22 protein-coding genes are annotated in these 21,010 nt (G+C 45.2%); 14 read left to right on the top strand and 8 right to left on the bottom strand.

All coding sequences use genetic code 11. The features are described 5' to 3' along the window. Window positions 1–86: 86 nt before the first annotated feature. The 4 genes from KO537_RS10645 to KO537_RS10630 all read left to right on the top strand — a co-directional run bounded on the left by KO537_RS10645 (window position 87) and on the right by KO537_RS10630 (window position 4,983). Window positions 87–1,334, top strand: coding sequence for a DUF819 family protein (locus KO537_RS10645; protein ID WP_105250145.1), 1,248 nt, complete (start codon window positions 87–89; stop codon window positions 1,332–1,334). Between the two features lie 58 nt (window positions 1,335–1,392). Continuing rightward, the gene (gene kdsA, locus KO537_RS10640; protein ID WP_105250144.1) at window positions 1,393–2,241 is read left to right on the top strand and encodes a 3-deoxy-8-phosphooctulonate synthase; all 849 of its coding nucleotides are present in this window, start codon (window positions 1,393–1,395) and stop codon (window positions 2,239–2,241) included. Between the two features lie 188 nt (window positions 2,242–2,429). Continuing rightward, complete coding sequence (locus KO537_RS10635; protein ID WP_219234451.1) at window positions 2,430–3,302, top strand: DMT family transporter; 873 nt, start codon at window positions 2,430–2,432, stop codon at window positions 3,300–3,302. Window positions 3,303–3,462: 160 nt separating this feature from the next. Next, window positions 3,463–4,983 carry an EAL domain-containing protein gene (locus tag KO537_RS10630; RefSeq protein ID WP_219234450.1) on the top strand — a complete coding sequence of 507 codons (1,521 nt, stop codon included), beginning with the start codon at window positions 3,463–3,465 and terminating at the stop codon, window positions 4,981–4,983. Window positions 4,984–5,072: 89 nt separating this feature from the next. On the opposite strand, the gene KO537_RS10625 is transcribed toward KO537_RS10630, so the two are convergent. The 4 genes from KO537_RS10625 to KO537_RS10610 all read right to left on the bottom strand — a co-directional run bounded on the left by KO537_RS10625 (window position 5,073) and on the right by KO537_RS10610 (window position 8,441). Further along, window positions 5,073–6,386 carry an ammonium transporter gene (locus tag KO537_RS10625; protein ID WP_173246688.1) on the bottom strand — a complete coding sequence of 438 codons (1,314 nt, stop codon included), beginning with the start codon at window positions 6,384–6,386 and terminating at the stop codon, window positions 5,073–5,075. Further along, window positions 6,383–6,721 (bottom strand): P-II family nitrogen regulator, encoded by a 339-nt coding sequence (locus KO537_RS10620; RefSeq protein ID WP_105250140.1) that lies wholly within the window; start codon window positions 6,719–6,721, stop codon window positions 6,383–6,385. The genes KO537_RS10625 and KO537_RS10620 overlap by 4 nt, the downstream gene beginning before the upstream one ends. Window positions 6,722–7,071: 350 nt before the next feature. Then, window positions 7,072–8,028 (bottom strand): 2-dehydropantoate 2-reductase, encoded by a 957-nt coding sequence (locus KO537_RS10615; protein WP_219234449.1) that lies wholly within the window; start codon window positions 8,026–8,028, stop codon window positions 7,072–7,074. Window positions 8,029–8,078: 50 nt separating this feature from the next. Beyond that, window positions 8,079–8,441, bottom strand: a complete 363-nt coding sequence (locus KO537_RS10610) for a VanZ family protein (RefSeq protein WP_173246685.1) — start codon at window positions 8,439–8,441, stop codon at window positions 8,079–8,081. 155 nt (window positions 8,442–8,596) lie between these two features. On the opposite strand from KO537_RS10610, the gene KO537_RS10605 reads away from it, so the two are divergent. Continuing rightward, window positions 8,597–9,082 (top strand): YajQ family cyclic di-GMP-binding protein, encoded by a 486-nt coding sequence (locus tag KO537_RS10605; protein ID WP_006080274.1) that lies wholly within the window; start codon window positions 8,597–8,599, stop codon window positions 9,080–9,082. Between the two features lie 121 nt (window positions 9,083–9,203). Here the strand turns inward: KO537_RS10605 and KO537_RS10600 are convergent, their stop codons facing one another. The 4 genes from KO537_RS10600 to KO537_RS10585 form a co-directional block, all read right to left on the bottom strand. Next, window positions 9,204–10,619 carry an MFS transporter gene (locus tag KO537_RS10600; RefSeq protein WP_105250137.1) on the bottom strand — a complete coding sequence of 472 codons (1,416 nt, stop codon included), beginning with the start codon at window positions 10,617–10,619 and terminating at the stop codon, window positions 9,204–9,206. A 284-nt stretch (window positions 10,620–10,903) separates the two neighbouring features. Next, window positions 10,904–11,224, bottom strand: a complete 321-nt coding sequence (locus tag KO537_RS10595) for a hypothetical protein (RefSeq protein WP_028761869.1) — start codon at window positions 11,222–11,224, stop codon at window positions 10,904–10,906. 73 nt (window positions 11,225–11,297) lie between these two features. Then, complete coding sequence (locus tag KO537_RS10590) at window positions 11,298–11,882, bottom strand: peptidylprolyl isomerase (RefSeq protein WP_028761870.1); 585 nt, start codon at window positions 11,880–11,882, stop codon at window positions 11,298–11,300. Window positions 11,883–11,911: 29 nt separating this feature from the next. Next, on the bottom strand, window positions 11,912–12,478 hold the full coding sequence (locus KO537_RS10585) for a YajG family lipoprotein (protein WP_105250136.1): 567 nt from the start codon (window positions 12,476–12,478) through the stop codon (window positions 11,912–11,914). Between the two features lie 188 nt (window positions 12,479–12,666). Between KO537_RS10585 and KO537_RS10580 the strand changes: the two genes are divergently transcribed. From KO537_RS10580 to KO537_RS10540, 9 genes are all read left to right on the top strand, one after another. Then, window positions 12,667–13,230: a porin family protein gene (locus tag KO537_RS10580; RefSeq protein WP_105250135.1), complete on the top strand. Its 564-nt coding sequence runs from the start codon at window positions 12,667–12,669 to the stop codon at window positions 13,228–13,230. A gap of 215 nt (window positions 13,231–13,445) precedes the next feature. Next, window positions 13,446–14,477 carry a DUF2804 domain-containing protein gene (locus tag KO537_RS10575; RefSeq protein ID WP_105250134.1) on the top strand — a complete coding sequence of 344 codons (1,032 nt, stop codon included), beginning with the start codon at window positions 13,446–13,448 and terminating at the stop codon, window positions 14,475–14,477. Window positions 14,478–14,608: 131 nt separating this feature from the next. Next, window positions 14,609–15,475, top strand: coding sequence for a sterol desaturase family protein (locus KO537_RS10570; RefSeq protein ID WP_131523721.1), 867 nt, complete (start codon window positions 14,609–14,611; stop codon window positions 15,473–15,475). Window positions 15,476–15,644: 169 nt separating this feature from the next. Next, window positions 15,645–16,268, top strand: coding sequence for a hypothetical protein (locus KO537_RS10565; RefSeq protein WP_006080282.1), 624 nt, complete (start codon window positions 15,645–15,647; stop codon window positions 16,266–16,268). Window positions 16,269–16,466: 198 nt separating this feature from the next. Beyond that, complete coding sequence (gene mpl / locus KO537_RS10560) at window positions 16,467–17,861, top strand: UDP-N-acetylmuramate:L-alanyl-gamma-D-glutamyl-meso-diaminopimelate ligase (RefSeq protein ID WP_219234448.1); 1,395 nt, start codon at window positions 16,467–16,469, stop codon at window positions 17,859–17,861. 1 nt (window position 17,862) lies between these two features. After that, on the top strand, window positions 17,863–18,522 hold the full coding sequence (locus tag KO537_RS10555; RefSeq protein WP_028761725.1) for a flavin prenyltransferase UbiX: 660 nt from the start codon (window positions 17,863–17,865) through the stop codon (window positions 18,520–18,522). A gap of 7 nt (window positions 18,523–18,529) precedes the next feature. Beyond that, window positions 18,530–19,060, top strand: a complete 531-nt coding sequence (hpt, locus tag KO537_RS10550; protein WP_219234447.1) for a hypoxanthine phosphoribosyltransferase — start codon at window positions 18,530–18,532, stop codon at window positions 19,058–19,060. 203 nt (window positions 19,061–19,263) lie between these two features. Then, a complete protein-coding gene (locus KO537_RS10545) occupies window positions 19,264–20,202 on the top strand; it encodes an ABC transporter ATP-binding protein (protein WP_028761727.1) in 939 nt (312 codons plus the stop codon). Then, entirely contained in the window at window positions 20,199–20,969 is a 771-nt protein-coding gene (locus KO537_RS10540; protein WP_006080287.1) for an ABC transporter permease, read from the top strand. Before KO537_RS10545 ends, KO537_RS10540 begins: the two co-directional genes overlap by 4 nt. Window positions 20,970–21,010 lie beyond the last annotated feature (41 nt).

The raw sequence follows: 21,010 nt of genomic DNA, 5'->3' as shown, positions 1-21,010 counted from the left end.
CACTGGGCAGATGGAAGTTTGACCCAGGGACTTAAAAGTTAAGTCTCTAATAAAAATAATAACTGTATCAACAGGGAGAAATTAGCATGACAAGCACGGCTTTAGTGACGAACGATGCCACGGCGTTAGGAATACTCGCGACAATTCTAGGTTTTGTATTTTATACCAGTAGCAGTAGTCATCCTTTTTGGCAGAAGTTTTATCGTTTTATTCCCGCCCTTTTATTGTGCTATTTCTTGCCATCGTTATTGAATACCTTTGGGGTAATCGATGGTAATACCTCACAACTGTATTTTGTAGCATCCCGTTATTTGCTGCCAGCTTGTTTAGTATTATTGATTTTAAGCGTTGATTTAAAAGCTATTTTAAGTTTAGGGCCGAAAGCTTTGATCATGTTTTTAACCGGCACTGTCGGTATCGTTATCGGCGGCCCTATCGCCTTGTTGCTGGTGTCGGTTATTGAACCTTCTTTAATTGGGGTCGATGGCCCCGATGCTGTATGGCGTGGTATGACGACCTTAGCGGGGAGCTGGATTGGTGGCGGCGCAAACCAAGCTGCAATGAAAGAAATTTATGACGTGGGCGGTAATATTTTCTCTGTGATGGTGACAGTCGATGTGATAGTCGCCAATATTTGGATGGCAGTGCTGCTGTTTCTTGCCTCAAAAGCGAAAGAGATCGATGCTAAAACCGGTGCAGATACTTCTGCTATTGAAGCGTTAAAAGATAAAGTTGAAAAGTATCACGCTGAAAATGCACGCATTCCTAATCTGCGCGATCTTATGCTGATTGTCGCTGTAGGCTTTGGTATCACAGGTATTGCTCATATCGCCGCTGATTTTCTGGGGCCATTTTTTGAAGTGAACTATCCTTGGACCGCAGATTACAGTTTAACCTCTAAATTCTTCTGGCTAGTGGTGATAGTCACAACGATTGGTTTGGCGATGTCATTCAGCCCAGTGCGTCATTTAGAGGCGGCGGGGGCATCAAAAGTGGCTTCAGCCTTCCTTTACATCTTAGTTGCGACCATTGGTCTACATATGGATGTGAGTAAGGTGCTCGATACGCCATTGTACTTTTTAATTGGTATTGTGTGGATGATCGTTCACGCAAGCTTTATGTTATTGGTGGCTAAGCTGATTAAAGCCCCGTTATTTTATATGGCCGTAGGCAGCCAAGCGAATGTGGGTGGCGCTGCGTCAGCCCCTGTAGTTGCGGCGGCATTTCACCCCGCTTTAGCACCAGTGGGCGTACTGTTAGCCGTATTAGGTTATGCGTTAGGAACCTATATGGCATGGATTTGTGGTCAAATTTTACAGTTAGTTGCGGTATAACCGCCTTAGCTCCTATTCACCGCTGGGAAAGGTTCCAGCATTTTAGAGAGAAGTTGCGATGAGTAATAAAATCATAAACCTAGGTTCAATCGAGATTGCCAACGATAAACCTTTCGTGTTGTTTGGTGGCATGAACGTGCTTGAGTCTCGCGATCTCGCTATGTCGATTGCTGAAACCTACGCCGAAGTGACTCAAAAGCTGGGGATCCCTTATATATTTAAGGCGTCTTTTGATAAGGCGAATCGTTCTTCGATTAACTCTTACCGCGGTCCAGGTATGGAGGAAGGCTTAAAGATTTTTGAAGAGATTAAAAAGACCTTTAATTTACCTTTGATCACCGACGTGCATGAAGTGCATCAGTGTGCGCCAGTGGCAGAAGTAGTTGATATTATTCAGTTACCTGCATTTCTAGCCCGCCAGACAGATTTGGTTGTCGCGATGGCAAAAACTGGCGCTATCATCAATGTGAAAAAGCCACAGTTTTTAGCACCACATGAAATGCGCCATATCATCACTAAGTTTAACGAAGCGGGTAATGACGAGATCATCTTGTGTGAACGTGGTTCAAGCTTTGGATATAACAACTTAGTCGTTGATATGTTGGGCATGGATGAGATGAAGCAATCTGGCTACCCTGTGATTTTTGATGCGACTCATGCGCTGCAACGCCCTGGTGGTCGTGCCGATTCAGCGGGTGGACGTCGCGCACAGGCAACCGAATTAGCGCGCAGTGGTATGGCGCTGGGTTTAGCGGGTCTATTCATTGAGGCGCACCCCGATCCTGATAACGCTAAGTGTGATGGCCCATGTGCGCTGCCTTTGCATCAGTTAGAAAATTATCTGAAGCAAATGAAAGCGATCGACGATTTGGTTAAATCCTTCGAGCCAATCGATACCAGTAAGTAATCGCAAGCTAAGACTTAATGAATTAGTGACTTAATCCCAAAGCCTCGACTCGTTCGGGGCTTTTGTTTTTCAGTCGAGGAATGTGATTGGTATAGCCCCGTAGCTATCTGAAACATTAATGTTTTATGATGGGCTTTGCTTAACGATCTTGTTTTTATAGCCGACCAGATTCTTTACGGAATACCTTTATGTGGATCTTACTCACTTTGCTGGCGGCATTTATGCAGGCTTGGCGTAATGCGTTTCAAAGCCAGCTGAGTAAAGAAGTGAGTGTTGCGGGCGTGACCTTAGCGCGTTTTATTTGGGCTGGGCCGATTGCCGCCGTGTATCTGGCGAGCTTATATCTTTGGCAGGATGTCGGAATCCCCGATTTTAGCGACCGTTTTATCGGTTTTATTCTCGGAGCATCGGCGATGCAAATCCTCGCGACGGGCTTGATGGTGAAATTGTTCAAGCAACAGAACTTTGCCGTTGGTGCTGGGCTAGCCAAGAGTGAAGCTGTGGTCGCGGCAGTGTTAGGCACAGTGTTTTTTGGGACGCATTTATCCCTTTTAGGTTGGTCGGGAGTGTTGTTGGGTGGTGTGGCAATTTTTCTCATTAGTGCCAAACAAGGCCTGCGAAGTCTGTCGCTCAATACGGTATTGATTGGTTTAGCCTGTGGTACTTCGTTTGCGCTGACATCGCTTTGGGTACGAGAAGCGAGTTTATGTTTGAATATTGGTTTCCCCCATAGCGCAGCTTGGGTGTTGCTATTTGTGATAGGCCTACAAACTTTGCTGTTAGTCAGTTATTTGTTGCTTAAGGATAAATTTACGCTGATAGCATTATGGCAACGACCTAAGTTGACTTTACTGACAAGCACCACCAGTTGTTTAGGTTCTATCGGTTGGTTTAGTGCTATGTCGCTGCAGGCAGTGCCTTATGTGAAGACCTTAGGCCAAGTTGAAGTTTTCTTTATGATCTTGATTGCCACCTTTTGGCTGAAGGAAAAAGTAAAGATAAAAGATATGCTAGGGTTAGTCTTGATCGCTATTGCCGCCATTTTGGTGATGTGGGAATAGACTAAATTAATAGAAGGTATGCTGGTTTTTTAGACTAAAATAGAACTCGATTCAGTGTGTTTATATCAAGCAAACATTCGCTGAGATACAAATATACACACGTCTTGCTCCATAGATTTTGATACCATTTTTAACCGAGCGCTGTGCGAGTTAAGGATATATGCGAAAAAAGTTAGCAAAATTAAATCTGTCATTATGGCAATGGCTGGCAGTCATATTGTTTCCAATTGGAATTGCTGCTGCCGCAAGTTATCTCTCTGCACAGTATTTTGTTGAAGATAAAGTCAAAGGTGTGGGGGCTATTTATGTGAGTCATATTGATACTTTGGTGTCCCATGCTAATGAAATCAGCCATTATGCATTGGCATTGAAGGATTCTGAGTGTCAAGAGTTATACAACTATATGTTGTTCCAACCCTACTTTCGCTCGGCTTTAATATATGATTCACAACATGTTTATTGCTCATCTAAAACCGGTGATATTGATACTCCCCTGAGCATTGTTAGTGCTACCGAAAATCTTGAAATATCTAACCAGTTTATTATTACGGGCACGCCTTTTATGCCTGAGGTGCCCGCGATAGTGTCATCTAAATGGGACCCTAAATCTAAACACGGCGCTGCTGTCATTATTGAAGGACAATATTTATTAGATTCCTTTGTACAGCCCGATGTGTTTCCTAGCGCAGTTATCAATGTCGCTTTATCCATCAATGGTAAAACGATTCCTGAATCACTCGAGTTTATCAAAAATGAGGTAATGACTTTAGATTCTGAGGATCATCGTTTTTCGGTGTTACTAGAAATGTCACCTGCTTTTTTTAGGCATTTTTTTTGGATATTTTTTGCCATCTCATTACCCTTTAGCATTATTTTGATTACGGGTTCTATCTTGTTTGTGCTCTATTCACGGTTATCTCGTCACTCCCTTGCTGATGATATTCGTAGCGGGATAGAGAACGAAGAGTTCTTTTTGGTTTATCAACCTGTGATCTGTGCTGAGGACGGCAAGGCCAAAGGAGTCGAGGCATTAGTGCGTTGGCAGCACCCACAAATGGGCTTAGTGCGGCCTGATTTGTTTATTCCTATCGCCGAAGAGAGCAAGCTGATTGTTCCATTGACCAATTATATCTTCGAAAAGGCATTAAAAGATTTTGCTAATATGAAGGTTGAATCGGGCTTTAGAGTCGCGTTCAACGTGGCGCCAGAGCATTTTACCCAAGATGATATCGAGTCGAAATTTATTCATCTGCGGGATTCTTTGGATCGTATTGGCGTTAAGCCTTTAATCGAAATCACCGAACGGCAATTATTAACGCCGGATATTTGCCAGCGCATTGAAAGCTTACGCCAGTTGGGGATTTTAGTGGCTATCGATGACTTTGGTACTGGGCAAACAACCTTATCTTTGTTACAAACCATGCCATTAGATTACTTGAAAATCGATAAATGCTTCATCGATACCATAGGGCAGGATTCCGTGACTTCCCACGTGCTCGATACCATTATTGAGCTCTCCCATAAGATGAATTATGTGGTGGTGGCTGAAGGGGTTGAAACGCAGGAGCAGGCGGACTATTTGACTAGTCGCCAAGTCCATTTTTTACAAGGTTATCTCTTTGCTAAGCCGATGAAGTTGGCGGATTTAAAGTTATGGTTAGTCGAGCATTTTAAAAAGTAGCATCATGATGTAAGTCAGCCATCAGGGCGCCTTGGTACCCTTATGGCTATTGAACTGTCTTAACTAAAGGTTCTGGCTCGAGGTTCTGATTAAAGGCTATAACCCGTTTCTTCGTGTTCCGATAAATCTAAGCCGTTAACTTCTTGTTCTGTGCTGACGCGAAGGCCGCCAAGTAGCTTACGGATGATCACAAACAGCAACCAAGTGACCACCGCAGTATAAGTGAATGTCGCTGCAACCCCGATAATCTGTACCCCAAGTTGGTCTATCATAGTGTTGTTCATAGTCGCAAAACCGTAGCCGCTAAAAACGCCTAATTGGGTCGAGCTAAAGACTCCTGCCAAAAGAGTACCAAGAATACCGCCGACACCGTGCACGGGGAAAACGTCTAAGGAGTCATCGATTTTAAGTTTCTGTTTGATATAAACCGTTGAGTAAAAACACACGATTCCACCGAGTAAACCTATGACTAAGGCGCCTGCTGGGCCAACATAACCAGAGGCGGGAGTGATAGTGCCTAAGCCCGCTACCACGCCTGTGACTATGCCAAGGGCGCTGGGTTTACCAAACTTAATCCACTCAATTGCCGCCCATGTCATCGCGCCCATAGAAGCGGCGAGATGAGTGGCTAGAATCGCCATGGCTGCGGTGCCATTAGCGCCGAGCGCACTGCCACCGTTAAAACCGAACCAACCCACCCACAGCATGCCCGCACCTGTGACAGTCATCGTCAGGTTGTGCGGCATAATCGCCGAGTTTAAAAATCCTTTGCGTGGACCTAGCACTTTAGCGGCCACGAGCGCAGCAACCCCTGCGGTGATATGCACCACGGTTCCGCCCGCGAAATCATACAGTCCTAGCTGTGCTAACCAGCCACCGCCCCAAACCCAGTGGGTGATCGGCGCATAAACCAGTAATAACCAAGCACCTGAAAAGATAAGCACAGCTGAAAACTTCATTCGCTCGGCAAAACCACCGATGATTAAGGCTGGCGTTATGATGGCAAAGGTCATTTGAAATAGCATAAACAGCGGCTCGGGAATATCCCCGCTAAGACTATCGCGACCAATACCTGACAGTAGTGCTTTGTCTAAGCCACCGATGAAACTGTTACCTGTGTCGAATGCGAGTGAATAACCTAGCCCGAACCATAAAACTGACACTAGGGCGGCAATAGAGAAGCATTGCATCAATATTGAAAGCACGTTTTTACTGCGAACTAAACCGCCGTAAAACAACGCTAATCCTGGCAGGGTCATCAATAACACTAATGCGGATGAGCTTAAGATCCACGCCGTATTTGCAGCGCTAAATTGACCATCATCGGCGACGGCATTCGTCGCCAATATACTGAATAATATCAATAGGTATTTAATACTGAGTCTGAAGCTCACTAGCATCATAGGGCATCAACTCCTTCTTCCGAAGTGCGAATGCGCACCACTTGTTCTAACGAAGTCACAAAGATTTTGCCATCACCCACTTTGCCCGTATGGGCTGCAGCAATAATGGCATCAATAACGGCATCTTCTTGATCGGAATGAATGGCAACTTCGAGTTTAATCTTAGGTAAAAAGTCCACTGCATATTCAGCACCACGATACAATTCCGTATGGCCCTTTTGGCGGCCAAAACCGCGTACTTCAGTGACTGTCATGCCATGGACGCTGAGCTGGGTTAAAGCTTCACGTACATCGTCTAATTTGAATGGTTTAATGATTGCGGTGACCAGTTTCAATTTTCTCTCCAACAAGCTGCAGACTCAATTTATTGGAATAAAGCAGGAATTAGGCCATATAGATAAAGCATTTATTATCATTGCGTTAACATTAAGACGCACCGAAATAGCTTAAAATTTTGGTGCAAAACAGTGCAAAGCAAAGTTAATCTGCCCTGATTTGGTGCGTATTGTTGGTGCAAGGTAAATTTGCTTGACTAGCATGAGTGCAGCAAAAGCCGAGTGAGTATGGCGCTAGGGTAATTCGCGTTTTAATGTGGTAAATAAAAAGTGAGGATTCAGCAAAAAATTAAAAATTATTTAAATTAAACATACTGTTATATTTAGTTTTGTTATGTGAGTTTTCTTGCTTAAGCTTCTAGCTGTTTGATGCGCGCCCAGAGGTCAGCATTAACTGGCGCACTTAAACCGTGCGCTTGTGCACGCTCACAGATATAACCATTAATTTGGTCTATCTCAGTTCGTCTTTGGTGTGCAATATCTTGGTGCATCGATGAGGAATTCCCCGCAGTGAGGCGGATCACCTGATAGACCCTGTCGTGTAACAATTGTTTATCGAGAGGCACGCCCTCGAGTGTGGCAACCGTGACTAACTCGTCGAGAATGCCTTTAATCATGTCACTAAAACCTGGCTCGGCGAGTGTGCCATTAGGACATTGATATAGTGCTGTAAGTGGATTAATCGCGGCATTAACGGCGAGTTTCTGCCATAGACAAGGCACAATGGCATCCACCCATTCATTGTTTGGGATAGCCGCCAGTAAAGCATTGCGATAATGCTCAGTGAGCTCTGTACCTGCAAAATGCCCAAATTGAGTTAGCCCTTGTCCAGTTTGCCTAATTTGCCAACGGGCTTGACGTAACACCCCTTGGGAAGTTGTCCCTAGGCTTAGCCCTCTGCCATCAGCTTGCGCATCAATTAGCGGCGCTAGGGCTAAATGAGGTCCCATTCCATTGTGTAACAACAAAATGTGGCATTGTCTGGGCAGTTGGTTGAGTAAGGGCAAAAGTGCATCGAGCACTTGATAGGCTTTGACGCAGACAATCACGAGGCGGATATTATCGAGCGCATTGGCCGCTAAGATAGGCACAGAATACTGGAGTGCTTGTGTTTTCTGTTGATTATCATTGGCCGGCGCTAATGGAGTGACGCTAAGTGTCTGCTGTATAGATGCAATTGAATCGCGGCCGATAAGACCAACACCCATGCCCGCTGTCGTCAGTTGGTGGCAAATAAGCTGTCCAACGGCACCAGCACCTAAAATCGCAATATCCACCACGCGATTTATGTTCACAGCATGAGTCATATCTGTAGCCTTAAGGTATCTGTTATCAGTACCAGTTTGAAGCGCCTGAGTTAATCTTCTCGTAATTGCGCTGCGCGGAAGTATTTGCCATAGGCCCAATTGCAAAAGTAAAACAGTGCAATACCCGAAAAGTCGGCAATAACATCACCCACAGAAGCGCTACGGTAGGGCAAACGTGATTGCACTAACTCAATTAAAATGGCGTAGCTTGCCAGTGTGAGAGATAACCAATACCACTTAGGTTTGAAAGCAAGATAGGCGAGATAGGAGAGGCAAAAAAAGCTCCCAAGATGGCCTACCTTGTCGATATTCGGAATACTTTGCGAATAGGTTGGTCTGGAAAATACCAGATAACTGATCACGACAAAGGCTACGGCTAAAGCCAGCTTAAATAGGGTATTTTTAGTTATCACAAATATGTTTGTATTAGCTTAGAGTGGGGCAATGATAGGAAAATGTGTGGCTAAAGTCACCCATGATTACGCTTTTATTCTAGGCTTTACCTTCAACTTAGGCCTGTGTGTGGGTAAACTAGCTGCATATTAATTTGATATGGGACATAAAAACTATGCCTTCAATGGATATTGTGTCAGAAGTGAATGAAGTTGAACTGCGTAATGCGGTTGATAATACTAAGCGTGAGCTGGCGACACGTTTCGATTTTCGCGGTAAAACGGCTGACGTGGAATATAAGGACCATGTGGTCACGTTAACCGCTGAAGATGACTTCCAATGCCAACAATTAGTGGACATTTTACGTATGCAACTGAGCAAACGTAATGTGGATCCGTCTTCGATGGAAGTCGATGAGAAAGCCATCCACAGCGGTAAAACCTTCTCCCTAAAAGTGAAGTTTAAAGAAGGTATAGAAACCTTAATTGCTAAAAAACTGGTCAAGCTAATTAAAGACAGCAAACTTAAAGTGCAAGCGTCTATTCAGGGCGAGAAAGTACGAGTTACAGGTAAAAAACGTGACGATTTACAAGCTGTCATGGCGTTGGCACGTGAGTCTGAGTTAGGCCAGCCTTTCCAATTTGATAACTTTAAAGATTAATCGAGCAGAATTGGTTTAACGTGATGCAGTATCGCGTTTGCCATTTCGTCTTTAAATGTAAAAGCCCTCACACTAAGGTGTGAGGGCTTTTTTATATTGATGGCATAAGTGCTATGAGACCTTAATCCGATTTTGTTGGTGCACTTTTTGACGAATCATCCATTAATGATGTGCTTGGATGCGGCGCATACTTGTTGACTAAGACAACCAAAAACAACACCGGAAAGCCAATAACACTGGCGGCGACAAAGAAGTTCACATAACCAAATGCGTCGACATAAGCGCCCGAGAAGCCCGCGATAAATTTAGGGAAAAGCAACATAATCGAAGACAGTAAGGCATATTGCGTTGCACTGTAGCCGTTGCTAGTGAGACTCGAGAGATAGGCAATAAATGCCGCCGTGGCTATCCCAGCGCTGAAGTTATCCACTGAAATAGCAAAGGTTAAAAAGGGCACGTTGTAGCCAATCACTGCCTGCCACGCGAATAGCAGATTGGTTACGGCAACCAGTAAGGCACCGAGGAAAAGGATTTTCATAGTTCCGAAGCGAGCTAACAGAACGCCGCCAAAGGCTGCGCCGACTAAGGTCATGATCAGGCCATAGATTTTACTTAAATAGGCAATTTCTTCCTTAGTGAATCCCATGTCCACATAAAAGACGTTCGCCATAATCCCCATCACAATATCCGAGATCCGGTAGCAAGAAATCAGTAATAAGATGAGGATAGCGCTGCGGCCATAGCGTTTGAAAAAGTCGATAAAGGGTAAAATACTGGCCGTATATACCCAAGATATGCCCGCTGCGATAATTCTAGGATAACGGGCACTTAAGCGTTGTTTTAGCGCTAATTCAGTGGCATCGGCGGCGCGGGTATCGACTTCGGGTTCGCGGCTAAAAAGCGTGGTCAAAATCCCAACAGACATCAAGCCCGCCATAATCAGGTAAGAAGTTTGCCATGCCACTAAGTTGTATGCCGTGTTACCGGGTTCAACCCAAGCCGCTATGGTTAGCGCGCCTGCGGTGGCGATAATCATGGCGCTGCGATAACCCACTTGATAGGCCGCTGCTAGTGCGGCTTGCATCTTTTCTGGGGCTGATTCAATCCGAAAGGCATCAATAACAATATCTTGGGTGGCTGAGGCAAAGGCGACCATTAACGCGAACAGTGCCAAGCGCTCGAGATCTTTGAGAGGGTCACTAAAAGACATGCCTAAGATGGCACCAACCAATAACAACTGAGCGAACAGCATCCAGCTACGGCGGCGGCCTAGAAATCGAGTTAGCAGCGGCAATGAAAGCCGATCGACTAAGGGTGACCAAGCCCATTTAAACGCATAGGCTAAGGCTATCCAGCTGAAATAACCGATTGAAGTGCGATCAACACCAGCTTCACGCAACCAAAAGGATAACGTTGAAAATACTAGCATTAATGGTAGACCAGCAGAAAAACCCAGTAATAACAGGATCAAAACCCGCTTGTGATAATAGACACTGAGGGCATCGAGTGTACGTTGAATAAAACCTGTTGCGGACATAGGCATGAGTCTAAGTGTTTAATCCGCTTAGCTTACGGGTAAGGTGCCATAGGATTCAAGGGCTAATGGTATTCCTTTTACTTTGGAGTCCCGTTTAGCACTATAAGATGGTTGAATATGGCTCGAGAGTTAACTGCTTGTAGCTAAAAGTTTACCGCTTATCTTTATCGCTAGCATAGATCTTGATAGTAAGGAGAGCGTAATAATGTACACACGAGGAATTGGTTTACGAAATAAAAAAGGCCCTATTACAGGGCCATTTTTTATCGATAGGAATGCTGAACTTAAGGTCTTATCCCGATGCATCCCTGCGGCACTCGGCCGCCTAAACTCAGATAGTCACAGCAATCATTTACTTGCTTACGCAGATATTGATTACCGCGGATCACACAGTCAGGCCACCTGTTAAAGCTGTGGAGCAAGTGCCAAAACACTTTTTCAGTTTCAGTTTGCGCTTCGCCAGTCGAATTCAGTTGCTGCCATTCTTCTAACGTGTCCCATAAGTAAAGTTGCACTTCATGGAAGTCGAGTTCTTCACTCAAAAACGCTTTTCCATAGAAGGCGAGTTGGGGCGCTTTATTATCGATGAACTCAGTTGCCGTCATCGTTTGCCTCCTTTCTGTTTACTATCACAGTATAGATGCAAAATTAGCGCTTTTGCTCGAAATTATATTTTGATTACTGTTTTGGTAATAACTTGGCTTTTTTCAATATGATAGGGGTAACAGGAACATCGGGCCAATTGAGCTTAGTGTTAGTTCCTGTCTCAACGACAGCCATAGCTTCGAGGACAGTTTTACCTTCAATCACTTCACCAAATACGGCATAACCCCAACGACGTTTAGAGGGATCGAGCTTAGTGTTGTCGGCAACGTTAAAGTAGAACTGACGAGTGGCTGAGTGCGGCTCGTTTTCACGTGCCATGGCGATCGTGCCCATGCTATTTGTTAGGCCATTTCCTGATTCGTTGACTATCGGCTTACCCTCAGGCAGCTCTTCATACTTGGGGGTGAGTCCGCCGCCTTGCACCACAAAGTCACTGATCACGCGGTGAAATATTGTGTTGTCGTATTCGCCTTTAACGACATGAGTTAAAAAGTTATCGACAGTGATTGGTGCACGAGTTCTATCTAGCTCGACCACGATTTTGCCTAAGCTAGTATCAAATTCGACTCTGGGATACAAGGTATCGGCCTGAATGTCGAGTGCGAGGCTATGATGACTCATAAAGATGAGTAAGAGGGCTGATATCCAACGGAGCATATTGATTTCCTTATAATAAACTGACGCTGTTATTTTTGTAGAAACTGATTAAGCTCAGGATCGTTTAGAATCTCGCCGGTAAGTTGGCCGAGCAATTTGTTCATATCCAGTTCTAAGGTTGCAAAATCGGGCGTTAAAGGACCTTTTAAAGTGCCTTTGGCTTTATAGCGTTTAACCAGCTCTTGGGTGGAGTTTTTGGCTTGAACTGCGATTAACACACTGTGTTTTGCCTCATAGCCAAAGGTCTTTTTAGTGATATCCATTTGCAATTCTTCTAATTGAATTTGCACTGAATTAGTTGCGCTTGGGTCGATTTGGTAGCCTGCTTGAGCAAAACCTGCGCGGAATACTTCATCAAGTAACAGTTTAGGCGGTTCGCTCGGGCCAACTAAACGTGTTTTTGTCCCTTCTTCAATAAAACGAGCAACATAATCGACTGTGCGTGTATCTACCGTTTCAAGAGCGATAGGTACAAGTTGCGCCGTTTGTTGGCTGATATTGGGCACTTGAGGGCTGAAAGCCATATGAGTCGGATTTTGGCTGGCACAGCCCGCGAAGAGCAGGGGGAAAGTCAAGGTCAGTAATAGCCGTTTCATGGGATCTCTCGTACAAGTAAAAGTGGCTACAGCATACCAGAAATCACTTTTGATGCCACAGAACAGCGTGATTCAGTTGAGGTACAGCTTTTATTGCTAATATCTTGTGCTCATTATTCACATCCGTGTTTTCTGTGCATTCACATCATTTATTCGCATAGTTACAAGGCATGGAAGGCAGGTTAAATATGGAAAAAATATCATTCACTTCGTTATTTGTTGGCCTGATGCTGGCGTCAGGCATGATGAGCTCCAATGCGCTCGCGGGCGATTCTGCCCATATACTGGGTGGTAGTTTAGGTTACGGTACCCAAGAATTTGAAACTAAGAACGGTAAATATGATGCGGGTGACACCTTAACCAGCGACTTATATTACCGCTATATGCTCAACGAGCATTTTGGGTTTGAGGCGGGTTATTTAGCGGGTTCAGGTGGGGTGGCGAGTGCGCTTGTTAGCGTCATCAGTGAGATAAAAGATTTACGTTACCAAGGTGTTAGAACCGCCGCTTACGGTGAGTATGCTTTGTCTCGTGGTAACAGCCTGTATGCCAAATTAGGCGCTGCTTACACTCAAGTCAGCTATGAGATAGATAAACAAGATATGGACTCGGATGATGTCGGTTTTTATGGCGCTGCAGGCTGGCAATATCGATTTAAGTCAGGATTCGGTTTGAATTTGGAATACCAATATATCCCGATGAAAGAGCTTGAATTACAGGGGATCAACTTTGGTATTAGCTACCGATTCTAATCTTTCCTTATCCAACGATTAAAGCGCCTTTAGGCGCTTTAATCGTTTTACAAACAAGGAATTTAAAACATTAAACCGAATACTGGCTGGCAACAAAATGACAACATTTTGTCCTTGCACTCTTTTAATGCAATGGGGGACAGGTTAGAGTAAAAATTCGATGTTTAGAATGAGAGAGCATAGATGCTCCCGCGTCCTTTTTGTAAGGCTTAGTCATGTTAACGATAGCAACGCAAATCGCCCCAGATAACCTGATCAATCCGAAGGGGTTACCCCATTTCGGTCATTTCGATGGCATAGTCAAAACCTTAGGTTTAGCGGACTTTGCCTATTTCGATACTATGGATAAACCTGCTTCAGCGTGGGCTAAGCATTTCGATTATAAACAATTTCAGTTTGTCTCTTTGGTCACGCCGCGTTATGTCCTAGGCATCGCGCTTGCCGATATTGCCTACGTCGGCAGTGCTTTTTGTTATTTATACGACATAAAAACCAACACACTCACCCAGCTTGATTGGTTAAAACCTTTGAGGTTTGGCTATCAGATGACACCATCGCCAGCCGAGGGCCGAAGTAGTATTGGCCGTAAAGGGGCGCAGTTAAGCTTTGAGATTGTAGAGGGCGGTTGGCGGTTAGTGATTGATACTAAAAATATTCAAGCCGATGTGACTTTACACTCAGCCCCCTTAAGTTTGCCTATGGCTATGTGTAGTCCTACTGGATACAACGGCTGGACTTACACACAAAAGCATAATGGTTTGACCGTTAAAGGTAGTTTGACTGTGGGTCATGAGCCGCAGCCGCTGAATCAAGCTTTAGCAGGCTATGACTTTTCAGCGGGTTACATGCGCCGTGATACCAGTTGGCGCTGGGCGTCAATTAACGCGCGGATCCATGAGGGCATTATGGGGCTTAATTTAGCGGCGGGTGTTAATGAAACTGGGGCTACTGAAAATGTCTTTTGGATTAATGGCGAGCGTCATTTACTCGGGCCAGTGCAATTTGAGTTTGATCGCCATGCCACGCTCGGCGCCGAGGTTTGGCGAGTCTACAGTCAAAATGGCCAAGTGGATTTGCAGTTTGCGGCGCGCAATTGTCGCAGTGAAAAGCGTAATTTGCTCTTGCTTAAGAGTAATTTCCGCCAATTCATCGGTCATTTCAGTGGCACGATTACCGATAATCAAGGGCACAGTTACCAGTTAAATAATGTTCTGGGACTCGCCGAAGATCACTATGCTCGCTGGTAGCTAACGGCGACTAACGGATCGCAGCTGCCTGCGTTGTGGCGTTGAATGCGGTTTATAGAATGTAGTCAGAGTTTTTATAAAAGTAACAATAAAAATAACCATAAAATAAAAATAGAACAGGATGATCTTATATGGATATCGCCTCGCTGATCCAGCACCCAGAATTGTTACTGCTGGTGCTTGCACCTTTGTTTTTCGTGTGTATTTTGCTGGAATGGTACTTTGGCGATAAAAGACAAAAGCTACCGTTAAGTGCACGTTATCGCGGCCAAGAAGTGCTGTGTAATTTCAGCCTCGCGGCCATGCACCAAGGTGCCGATCTGCTCACTGGTTTGCTGATCGCTAAGCTGTATTTGGCGATTTTTGGTTGGAAGTTATTCGATATTGAAATGGGCCCATTGAGCTTTATTGCCTTGATGGTCGCGCAGGACTTTTGTTATTACTGGTTCCACAGGGCGAGCCACAGAGTCCGCTGGATGTGGGCGGCTCACGTGGTGCATCATAGCTCTGAGAATATGAATTTTAGCACTGCGTTTCGTCAGAGTTTAATGTATCCCTTTGCAGGCATGTGGGTATTTTGGTTACCGCTGGTGGTCATAGGTTTCGATCCAAACTGGGTGGTGTTTGTGGTATTACTCAATCTGGGATTGCAATTTTTTGTGCATACCCAAGCGATTAAATCACTCGGACCGCTGGAATGGGTCTTCAATACTCCATCACATCACAGGGTGCACCACGGTCGTAATCCCCAATATATAGATAAAAACTATGCGGGTGTGCTGATTATTTGGGACAAGCTGTTTGGCACTTTTGAGCCCGAGGTAGAGACTGTGATTTACGGCATCACTAAGCCAGTGAATAGTTTTAATCCCTTTAAAGTGACTTTTAGTGAATGGCGAGACATGTTTGCAGAGGTCACAGCGACAGGCTTGAGTGTTAAACAACGACTGCGTATCTTGTTTGCTCCACCTTCCAGCAGTTTAAAAAGCGAGGAATAACAATCCACTGCATTTTCCAAGTTAAATAGCGCAAATGGCTAATAGAGTCTTGAATTTAGCCTTGCTAGCATATATTCCGTTTTTTGCCACTGTTTTGGTGTAAAAATGTACAATCCCATACTTTGGTGGTACTTTTTGGGGTAAGGAGTTTAACTCGGGAGGACTTATCATGATGGATGAACCTCGATTATCCGCGGAGGAGCTTGCTTGTTTTAGCGAACTTTTTTCGCCGACTCGTGTGGGCACAGCCTTGACTAACGATCCCCTAGTCAATCACGTGCTCACAGTCACAACTGAAGTACCGCAAGTTATCGCCTCGATTCTCGGTAAGGCAAAACTCACTCTATTGGCCGAAGTCGGACCCTATAAACTCTGGTTTCCGCTACTGATGAAAGTGGATGACTTTGGTCAGTTTCAACCCACTTTAGGTGTACCTGAAGTGCTAGATGCCTCGGGAGTGGAGCGCAGTTGGCGGTTAACTCAAGCCGATGATGTGTGGATATTCGACCACGATCAAGGTGAGCAATGGTCTGTTGCCTCGCTATCTAGTTCTGGCATGGCCATTCGTGCTAAATCACAGCAGCAATTTAAACAATTGTTAGGCAGTAAAGACTTGCAATTACAATTGCCCAATGGCGAGACTATGCGCGTCGATATCGAGCCTATTCGTAGCGAGAAAGGTCTGGCTTTCGTTAAGTTTCAGGCCGAAACCGAAGAGCGTGAAGCGTTACGTCAATTCTTATTTAGTCGCCACCGTAGCCAGCACGCTCAGCTCTACCGTGACTTACGTTAGGACCTCCATTGCGACAGTTTTCGGCCTTGTGTTAGTTGACCTGTTATCTAAAAATCTCAGTTCTGCAACTTGAATGTGAAATCCACGGATTTAAAAACTGTCATTTGTGATTGCAGTGCTTTTCACCGATTGTTACCTGCCAATCTGTCTCTCGATGGATTAGAATGGCGGTGAATTCAACACATCAGAGCGAGCGGTATGCACGTACATATTTTAGGGATTTGTGGAACCTTCATGGGTGGTCTAGCGTTATTGGCTAGGGCCAAAGGGCACAGAGTGACGGGCTCGGATGCCAATGTCTATCCTCCAATGAGCACGCAACTAGAGGACCAAGGCATTGAGCTTATTCAAGGTTTTGATCCTAGCCAGTTGGGTGAAGCAGGGCACTATCCTGACTTAGTTGTCATTGGTAATGCCATGAGCCGGGGTAATCCTTGCGTGGAAGCCGTGTTGAACATTGGCATCCCTTATACCTCTGGCCCGCAGTTTTTAGCCGATCATATTTTGCCTGAGCGTTGGGTGCTGGCAGTGTCTGGCACTCACGGTAAAACCTCGACTTCTAGCATGTTAGCTTGGATTTTAGATGATTGTGGTTATGAGCCTGGGTTCTTAATCGGTGGCGTACCGCAAAACTTTGGTGTGTCGGCACGTTTAGGCAAGACCGCTTTCTTTGTCGTTGAGGCCGACGAATACGACAGTGCCTTCTTCGATAAACGTTCGAAATTCGTGCATTATCATCCGCGTACCTTAGTGATCAACAATCTTGAGTTCGATCATGCCGATATTTTTGCCGATCTGGCTGCGATTCAAAAACAGTTTAACCACTTAATTCGCACCGTTCCTGGTGAAGGCAAGATCATTTGGCCCGCCGATTCCCATGCTGTTAAGCAAACGATTGATATGGGTTGTTGGAGTGAGCAAGAAACCTATCACTTAGCCGAATCGACCAGCGGTTGGTATGGCAAAGCGTTAAGTGATGATTGCCATCGCTTTGAAGTATTTTTTGATGGCGAATCTCAAGGCATTCTCGAATGGGATTTGATTGGTCAACACAATATTGAAAACGCCATGATGGCCATTGCTGCCGCACGCCAGGTGGGCGTTAAGCCGAGTGCTGCAATTGAAGCTTTAGCTAAGTTTATGCCACCTAAGCGTCGACTCGAATTACTCGGAACCGTTAACGGTGTGAGCGTATATGACGATTTTGCCCACCATCCGACGGCCATTGCGACCACATTAAAAGGCATGCGGGCTAAGGTTGGGCAGAGCAAGATTACTGTGGTACTCGAGCCGCGCTCAAATACCATGAAGAGCGGTGTCCATAAAGACACTTTAGCTTTTTCTATGATGCAAGCCGACGAAGCCTTTTTATATCAAGCCGATACCATCGACTGGAATATGAAAGAAGCTATGGAAGCGGCGGTGATCCCTGTGACTGTGTTACATCAAATTGATGATGTGGTCGCGAAAGTCGCAGCAACCGCCAAAGCAGGCGACACCATAGTGGTGATGAGTAACGGTGGTTTTGGTGGGTTACATAAGAAGCTGCTGGCCGCATTAGAACAGGCTTCAACTGTAGAGCAGGTTAGCTAAGATGGCCTACGCAAAGTCGACTAAGGCGATTAGCTTAGCTTGGACGGGCGCCTCGGGTGCTCCCTATGGGCTTAAGTTACTCGAGTGTCTGTTGGTATCGGGATATCAAGTGTTTTTGATGATCTCCAGTGCCGCTCGAGTGGTATTGGCGACGGAACACGGCTTACAGTTAAGCGCCAACAGTGACAAAGCCCATGCCCAGCTGTTGGCTTTGCTGCACGAAAAAGGCGTGATTATTGCTGGCGAGTTAGTGGTATTAGGCAAAGATGAGTGGTTTTCACCGCCTGCATCGGGTAGCGCAGCACCTAAACAAATGGTGATTTGTCCTTGCTCAACGGGGACGTTAGCGGCAGTTGCTACCGGAATGAGTAATAATTTACTCGAACGCGCCGCCGATGTGGTGATTAAAGAGCGCGGTCAGCTTATCCTAGTACCTAGGGAAACTCCTTTTAGTGCCATACACTTAGAGCATATGTTAAGCCTTTCTCGCCTCGGCGCGACCATTATGCCCGCTGCACCCGGCTTTTATCACAATCCCAAATCGGTAGAAGATCTGGTAGACTTCATGGTCGCTCGAATTCTCGATCATTTGGGCGTTGACCATGCATTAACGAGTCGCTGGGGTTATGACAAACAGTCTAACCGCGACCTCGACAATTGAGACTTATATGAAACACACCACCGAAGTGATGATCTCTGCTGAAGAGATAAGCCAGAAATTGGATCAAATGGCCGAGCTAATCAATGCCCATTATGCCCACAGTGAACGTCTGCTGATGGTAGGCTTGTTAAAAGGCTCTGTGGTCTTTATGGCAGACCTGTGTCGCCGCATTAAAGGCCATGTTGAAATCGATTTTATGTCGGTTTCCAGTTATGGCAATTCTATGACGAGCTCACGGGATGTGAAAGTTCTGAAAGATGTGCAATCAGATATCGCCGGTCGCGATGTGCTGATTGTGGAAGACTTGATTGACTCAGGTAATACGTTAAGTAAAGTGCGCGAGATGTTGTTACTGCGGGAGCCTAAGAGTCTTGCACTGTGCACCCTGTTGGATAAACCTGAGCGTCGTGAAGTGGATGTGAAGGTCGATTTTATCGGTTTTACTATCCCTGATGAGTTTATCGTAGGTTATGGTATTGATTATGCCGAGCAGTATCGCAATCTACCTTATATCGCCAAAGTCGTACCACTCGATTAAGTGTCCGATACAGTTTAAAACTCCCGCAACAGGCGGGAGTTTTGCTTTTTGCTGCAATATAAAAAGCATTAATGATTGAATCATTAAATTTTTTCTTTTCAATCAATTAGCTAATTTTTTGCTTTAGTTCTGCAACCCATCATTGTAATTGTGTTTTTTAGCACCATCTTATTACTTTCTAATGTGTAAGGATCGGTACAAATATGGCGAATATTACCCATGCTCTGGTACTCGAAGGGCTTAAAAAAACCTATAAAGGCGGCGTAGAAGCGGTCAAAGGCATCAGCCTTACCGTCAATCAAGGGGATTTCTTTGCCTTGCTCGGCCCCAATGGTGCGGGTAAATCCACCACGATTGGTATTATTAGCTCCTTAGTGCAGAAGAGTTCTGGTACGGTCAAAGTCTTTGATTATGATATCGATAAGCAGCTAGAACACGCCAAGCTCTGCATTGGTTTAGTGCCACAAGAGTTTAACTTCAACCAGTTTGAAACCGTGCTGCAAATTGTGGTGAATCAAGCGGGTTACTATGGTGTGCCAAAACCTATCGCCCTTGAGCGTGCCAAAAAATACTTAAGCCAACTGGATCTGTGGGAAAAGCGCAATAGCCCTTCGCGGGAATTATCCGGCGGCATGAAGCGACGGTTAATGATTGCGCGTGCGCTGATGCACGAACCTAAATTATTGATTTTAGATGAACCTACCGCAGGTGTGGATATTGAACTGCGCCGCTCTATGTGGGAGTTTCTAAAACAAATAAACCAGCAGGGCGTGACGATCATCCTGACCACTCATTACCTTGAAGAAGCGGAAATGCTTTGCCGTAATATCGGCATTATCGATAAAGGTATTTTAGTGGAATGCACTAGCATGAAGGCGTTGCTGAGTAAGCTGAATATGGAGACGTTTATTCTCGATCTTCGTCGCGATACTGAAACGGCTCCCGTGCTCGATGGCATGGCATGTCGCTTAACCGACTCTCATACCTTAGAGGTGGATGTAGCGAAAGAGCATAATCTTAACGATGTCTTTAGCCAATTGAGCGCAGCCAATATTGAAGTGCTATCGATGCGTAACAAGTCTAATCGGTTAGAAGAACTCTTCGTCGAACTCGTGAAGAAAACTCAGGGAGCCTCAGCATGAATCAGCTCTACTTTATTGCCTTTAAAAGTATTTTAAGTAAAGAGATCAATCGTTTTACGCGAATTTGGATCCAGACCTTAGTCCCGCCAGCGATTACCATGACCTTGTATTTTTTGATTTTTGGTAACTTAGTCGGCAGCCGGATTGGAGAAATGGGCGGTGTATCTTATATGGAGTTTATCGCCCCTGGTTTGATCATGATGTCGGTGATCACTAACTCTTACTCGAATGTCGCTAGCTCATTTTACAGTGCCAAGTTTCAACGTAATTTAGAAGAGTTGATGGTGGCACCTGTGCCCCATTATGTGCTGATTGCTGGCTACGTAGGTGGCGGCGTGGCGCGCGGTTTATGTGTTGGCCTGATAGTGACATTAGTGGCCATGTTCTTTGTCGACATTAGCTTACATCACGCAGGTTTAGTGGTGATGACGGTATTTTTAACCTCAGTGTTATTCTCATTGGGTGGCTTAATTAACGCTGTTTTTGCTAAAAGCTTCGACGACATCAGTATCATCCCCACCTTTGTGCTTACCCCATTAACTTACCTTGGCGGCGTATTTTATTCCCTGTCACTCTTGCCCCCATTTTGGCAAGGCGTGTCGGCACTTAACCCTGTGGTCTATATGATCAACGTGTTCCGCTACGGCTTTTTAGGCTTTGCCGATATCAGCGTGCCATTATCCATCGCCATTATGATCGGTTTCTGTGTCGCACTTTGGACCTTAGCGTATTACTTAGTCTCGCGCGGAATAGGCCTGCGTTCCTAGACATATTTCTTTAGAGCGTAATAGAAAAAGGGAGCCATTAA

Source organism: Shewanella sp. NKUCC01_JLK, assembly GCF_019345615.1.
GTDB lineage: Bacteria > Pseudomonadota > Gammaproteobacteria > Enterobacterales > Shewanellaceae > Shewanella > Shewanella oncorhynchi.
Note: the sequence above shows the minus strand (reverse complement) of the source record. Positions and strands in the feature narration are given on the sequence as shown.

What these genes read in the sequence shown, in the direction of transcription:
- KO537_RS10645 (WP_105250145.1), top strand. Translation starts at nt 87, where the DNA reads ATGACAAGCACGGCTTTAGTGACGAACGATGCCACGGCGTTAGGAATA.
- kdsA (WP_105250144.1), top strand. Translation starts at nt 1,393, where the DNA reads ATGAGTAATAAAATCATAAACCTAGGTTCAATCGAGATTGCCAACGAT.
- KO537_RS10635 (WP_219234451.1), top strand. Translation starts at nt 2,430, where the DNA reads ATGTGGATCTTACTCACTTTGCTGGCGGCATTTATGCAGGCTTGGCGT.
- KO537_RS10630 (WP_219234450.1), top strand. Translation starts at nt 3,463, where the DNA reads ATGCGAAAAAAGTTAGCAAAATTAAATCTGTCATTATGGCAATGGCTG.
- KO537_RS10625 (WP_173246688.1), bottom strand. Translation starts at nt 6,386, where the DNA reads ATGATGCTAGTGAGCTTCAGACTCAGTATTAAATACCTATTGATATTA.
- KO537_RS10615 (WP_219234449.1), bottom strand. Translation starts at nt 8,028, where the DNA reads ATGACTCATGCTGTGAACATAAATCGCGTGGTGGATATTGCGATTTTA.
- KO537_RS10605 (WP_006080274.1), top strand. Translation starts at nt 8,597, where the DNA reads ATGCCTTCAATGGATATTGTGTCAGAAGTGAATGAAGTTGAACTGCGT.
- KO537_RS10600 (WP_105250137.1), bottom strand. Translation starts at nt 10,619, where the DNA reads ATGTCCGCAACAGGTTTTATTCAACGTACACTCGATGCCCTCAGTGTC.
- KO537_RS10595 (WP_028761869.1), bottom strand. Translation starts at nt 11,224, where the DNA reads ATGACGGCAACTGAGTTCATCGATAATAAAGCGCCCCAACTCGCCTTC.
- KO537_RS10590 (WP_028761870.1), bottom strand. Translation starts at nt 11,882, where the DNA reads ATGCTCCGTTGGATATCAGCCCTCTTACTCATCTTTATGAGTCATCAT.
- KO537_RS10585 (WP_105250136.1), bottom strand. Translation starts at nt 12,478, where the DNA reads ATGAAACGGCTATTACTGACCTTGACTTTCCCCCTGCTCTTCGCGGGC.
- KO537_RS10580 (WP_105250135.1), top strand. Translation starts at nt 12,667, where the DNA reads ATGGAAAAAATATCATTCACTTCGTTATTTGTTGGCCTGATGCTGGCG.
- KO537_RS10575 (WP_105250134.1), top strand. Translation starts at nt 13,446, where the DNA reads ATGTTAACGATAGCAACGCAAATCGCCCCAGATAACCTGATCAATCCG.
- KO537_RS10570 (WP_131523721.1), top strand. Translation starts at nt 14,609, where the DNA reads ATGGATATCGCCTCGCTGATCCAGCACCCAGAATTGTTACTGCTGGTG.
- KO537_RS10565 (WP_006080282.1), top strand. Translation starts at nt 15,645, where the DNA reads ATGATGGATGAACCTCGATTATCCGCGGAGGAGCTTGCTTGTTTTAGC.
- mpl (WP_219234448.1), top strand. Translation starts at nt 16,467, where the DNA reads ATGCACGTACATATTTTAGGGATTTGTGGAACCTTCATGGGTGGTCTA.
- KO537_RS10555 (WP_028761725.1), top strand. Translation starts at nt 17,863, where the DNA reads ATGGCCTACGCAAAGTCGACTAAGGCGATTAGCTTAGCTTGGACGGGC.
- hpt (WP_219234447.1), top strand. Translation starts at nt 18,530, where the DNA reads ATGAAACACACCACCGAAGTGATGATCTCTGCTGAAGAGATAAGCCAG.
- KO537_RS10545 (WP_028761727.1), top strand. Translation starts at nt 19,264, where the DNA reads ATGGCGAATATTACCCATGCTCTGGTACTCGAAGGGCTTAAAAAAACC.
- KO537_RS10540 (WP_006080287.1), top strand. Translation starts at nt 20,199, where the DNA reads ATGAATCAGCTCTACTTTATTGCCTTTAAAAGTATTTTAAGTAAAGAG.